This is a genomic window from Trichlorobacter sp. (assembly GCF_030247655.1).
GTDB lineage: Bacteria > Desulfobacterota > Desulfuromonadia > Geobacterales > Pseudopelobacteraceae > Trichlorobacter.
In genome coordinates this window covers 1-3,483 of record NZ_JAOTRZ010000270.1, presented here as the reverse complement: position 1 = coordinate 3,483, position 3,483 = coordinate 1, and the positions used below count along the sequence as shown (strand labels likewise).

The window sequence follows — 3,483 nt, the reverse complement described above, 5'->3', positions numbered from 1 at the left end:
CACTGAAAACATACCAAAGAAGTAAAGCACTTGACCTTGATGCTGGGGGAGTCTATTGTACGGGAACAAGTACAATAGGAGGTTCTCTATGAGAGCTCTAAGTTATAGTGAGGCACGTGAAAATCTTAAATCAGTTATGGATCAGGTCTGTAGTGACCATGAACCACTTGTGGTAACTCGGCGTCGTGGTGAAAATATTGTTCTTATCAGTCAGGAAGATTATGAGTCGTTTGTGGAAACCGATTATCTTCTTTCTTCGCGTGTTAATGCCGCACATCTGCTTGAATCGTTAGCGCAAGCCAGACGTGGAGAGCTCATCTCACTTGAAGACGCACTGAAGTGAAAATTTCTTTAACCCCTAATGCTCTGGATGATCTGCGTTGGTGGCTTGTCAATGATCGTAAGCGTGCGGATCGTATTCTTGCCTTGTTGGGAGAGGTTGTAAAAACGCCTTTTGAAGGTACAGGAAAGCCTGAGCCGCTTAAACACCAACTTGCCGGATGCTGGTCGCGCCGGATTGATCGTGAGCATCGTCTTGTCTACCAGGTGACAGATCAGGAAATACTGGTAGTTGGTTGCAGGCACCATTATTGATAATCCGATCAAAGGCAGATGAAACACAGAGGCACTGGGAACGCAGAGAAAGTGCTAAAAAGAGGAAGTTGTAGAAATTAAACCGGACATTTGTTGGCTTGATGAGATAGGAGGCCTGTCTTGCCTGAAATTTGCCGTTTTTTGGGTATTGTCATCAGTATGTATTTTGATGAGCATAATCCGCCTCATTTTCATGTATCATACAACGAACATAAGGCTGCAATGGCAATCAAAACCTTGAATCTGCTTGACGGAACGCTGCCAGCCAGAGTTAGGGGTCTAGTTGAAGAATGGGCAGAACTTCATCAGAATGAACTGCTTGCGATGTGGGATTCACACGAGTTTCACAAGATTGCCCCCCTGGTTTAGGAGGCTGTCGATGATCGGTATACAGGAAGCAACATATCAGGAAGAGTACAGAATCTGGCTCCGTTTCAATACCGGCGAAAGTGGTATCGCAGACCTTGCAGATCTGTTGCATACTTATAAGGCGGCGCAGCCGCTACTCGATAAAAATGAATTCAAAAAATTCTACCTGGATGAGTGGCCTACGCTTGCATGGCCATGCGGTTTTGACCTTGCGCCCGAAAGCCTCTATGAACGTGCAACGGGTAAGCAGTTCTTGTGGCCTCCGCAGTAGCCTTGAGATACCTGGTTGGCTGATCGGCCGATCAAATGCGTATGAAACAGAGAAGCGCACAGGACACAGAGAAGCCTGAAAAACAACAAGTAGGGGAAAGGCAAAACAAAAAAGACCAGTTTTCGACTTTGCTTTACCCCAGAAAAATCAGATTTTATTCTTTTGCCTTTCTCTGTTGCTCCGTTGCTCTGTGTTCCAAATGATTTTGTGTACCTAAGAAGTTTAGTTTTCGCCGTTCTCTGTGTCTCAGTGTCTCAGTGTTTAAACTGGTTTTAGACCGCAAACCCGCTTCAAAGCTGCGTGCAGTATAAAAAATACAGATTTAGGCTTGACAGCCGTTATATTTATTGTATTATTCCCAGCAATTAGTAGAACATATAAGTAGTTGAATATTAAGATGATGATAGTAAGTTGTTTTAATTGTTCATAAATTTATATGAAGGGTGGTGAGACTCCCAGGCAATCAAAAACTGTAGCTTTAAGGAAGAAATTTCATTTATTAGGCAGTACATACACCACATGAAGGAGGAAAGTTTTTATGACCAAGTTTCAAAAGCAGATGTTAACCATCGCCGCAGCCGGTGCCCTGACCGCCGTAACTGCCCTTCCTGCAATGGCCTTTGAGAACGTTTTTAGTGGTTCTTTTGCCCTTAAGACCTACCTGTCAAACTACGATAATGCTCAAGGAAGTACTTTTAATGCTGCTACAAATTTATATTATCCTACTCAGGTAAGCCCTGTTGGACGCACTAACGTCAAGGTCAATAACTATACAGATCAGCGCCTGCGTTTGGGCTACACAGCAAAGGCAAGTGATGACCTTAAGCTGGTTACCCAATTTGAAATGAACACTCGTTGGGGAAACAGATCGGTCAATGCCGGTGGGTACCTTACACCGGCAGCTGACTCCGGCACAAACTCTTCCGGTATCGGCGGCGGTATTGATACCGACGGCGTGAATATTGCTACACGTTGGGCCTATCTTGATTTCAATATGGGTAAATCGGTTAACGTTAAGGCGGGTCAACAGCCCTACAAGGATCGGCTGAAGGGACTGTATGTGGATGCAGATCTGCCAGCATTACAGGTGGCATACAAAACTGGTGGTTACAAATTTAATTTTGTTTATAGCCGTTTTAATGACGCAAATCCTTTGAATTACGGTGATATGTCTTCAGACCTTTTTGGTTTTGAAAACACCTATGCATTCAGCAAGGACACCAACGTTTCGCTCGTGTATTATCTTAATAGTGACAACTCAACTCACACTGATACACCGAACGTGGGTATTTCTAGGCAAAAGAAGATCAATACCTTTGGTGTGAGCGGCGAGACGAAGTTGGGTTCACTTGCTCTGTCCGGCTTTGCTGCTATGCAGGCTGGCTACCAGAAGAACGCGGGTAATGCTCTTACTGTCGCAGGTATGAGAACCATGAATTATCATGGTTGGGCAGCTAACGTTGCGGCTAACATGGCTGTAGGTTCTGGTAAGGCAAAAACAGGTTTCTTGTTTGCCTCTGGTAACAACGCAACTGGTGACCGCACTGCCCATAACAATGCTTGGCAGACTTTAAGTGATAGTAATAACTCCGTTGGCCAAAACTCCTACAACGAGTCTGGTATGATGCTGCTGGCCCGTAACACCTCCATGGGCGGCACCAACACTGACAACTACTTCCGTAAGCCGGTTTCCAACATCGCCCTGCTGACCATGGGCTATGATGCCAACCTGACCGAGAAGGTCTATCTGAACGGTAATGTTGGTTTTGCATGGGCACCGTCCTCTGTATCAGAACTTCACCCTGATACTAAAGTTGGTGTAACTACTGCAGCTAATAACGCTAGCGACTTCATGGGTACTGAGATCAACCTTGAGACCGGCTATAAGCTGTATAAGAACCTGACCCTTAAGGCACAGGCTGCTTACGTAATTCTGGGTGGATATTACAAGAATGCAGGTTTTGGATCAGACGGTGTAACTGCCAAGACTCCTGATAATCCATTCACTACACGTCTTGCTGCAACTTACAGCTTCTAACATTACGTAGAGCAGGCTGTAAAGCTAACCAAAGGCGGCGCCGATTTCGGCGCCGCCTTTTTCAGTTGAGGCTCGTCGGGGGATGTGGCATACTCCTCCGGCTTTTGCGTATACGCGATCTTGGGGAGGAACTATGAAGCGATATCTGTTGGTGGTGCTGACGCTGTTAATGACAGCAGTGTCAGCCTTTGGTGCCGGCCCTTTGCGGGTC

6 protein-coding genes are annotated in these 3,483 nt (G+C 45.7%); 5 read left to right on the top strand and 1 reads right to left on the bottom strand.

Annotation, left to right across the window (positions count from 1 at the left end; all coding sequences use genetic code 11):
• The first annotated feature begins 88 nt into the window (after positions 1-88).
• From OEL57_RS15400 to OEL57_RS15380, 5 genes are all read left to right on the top strand, one after another.
• Entirely contained in the window at positions 89-343 is a 255-nt protein-coding gene (locus tag OEL57_RS15400) for a type II toxin-antitoxin system Phd/YefM family antitoxin (protein WP_300741679.1), read from the top strand.
• Positions 340-594, top strand: a complete 255-nt coding sequence (locus tag OEL57_RS15395) for a Txe/YoeB family addiction module toxin (protein ID WP_300741678.1) — start codon at positions 340-342, stop codon at positions 592-594. Before OEL57_RS15400 ends, OEL57_RS15395 begins: the two co-directional genes overlap by 4 nt.
• Positions 595-714: 120 nt before the next feature.
• A complete protein-coding gene (locus OEL57_RS15390; protein ID WP_300741676.1) occupies positions 715-963 on the top strand; it encodes a DUF4160 domain-containing protein in 249 nt (82 codons plus the stop codon).
• Between the two features lie 10 nt (positions 964-973).
• The gene (locus OEL57_RS15385) at positions 974-1,234 is read left to right on the top strand and encodes a DUF2442 domain-containing protein (protein WP_300741674.1); all 261 of its coding nucleotides are present in this window, start codon (positions 974-976) and stop codon (positions 1,232-1,234) included.
• A 538-nt stretch (positions 1,235-1,772) separates the two neighbouring features.
• A complete protein-coding gene (locus OEL57_RS15380) occupies positions 1,773-3,272 on the top strand; it encodes a hypothetical protein (protein ID WP_300741672.1) in 1,500 nt (499 codons plus the stop codon).
• 24 nt (positions 3,273-3,296) lie between these two features.
• On the opposite strand, the gene OEL57_RS15375 is transcribed toward OEL57_RS15380, so the two are convergent.
• On the bottom strand, positions 3,297-3,483 hold a 187-nt coding region (locus tag OEL57_RS15375), incomplete at its 5' end, for a hypothetical protein (protein WP_300741670.1).

What these genes read in the sequence shown, in the direction of transcription:
- OEL57_RS15400 (WP_300741679.1), top strand. Translation starts at nt 89, where the DNA reads ATGAGAGCTCTAAGTTATAGTGAGGCACGTGAAAATCTTAAATCAGTT.
- OEL57_RS15385 (WP_300741674.1), top strand. Translation starts at nt 974, where the DNA reads ATGATCGGTATACAGGAAGCAACATATCAGGAAGAGTACAGAATCTGG.
- OEL57_RS15380 (WP_300741672.1), top strand. Translation starts at nt 1,773, where the DNA reads ATGACCAAGTTTCAAAAGCAGATGTTAACCATCGCCGCAGCCGGTGCC.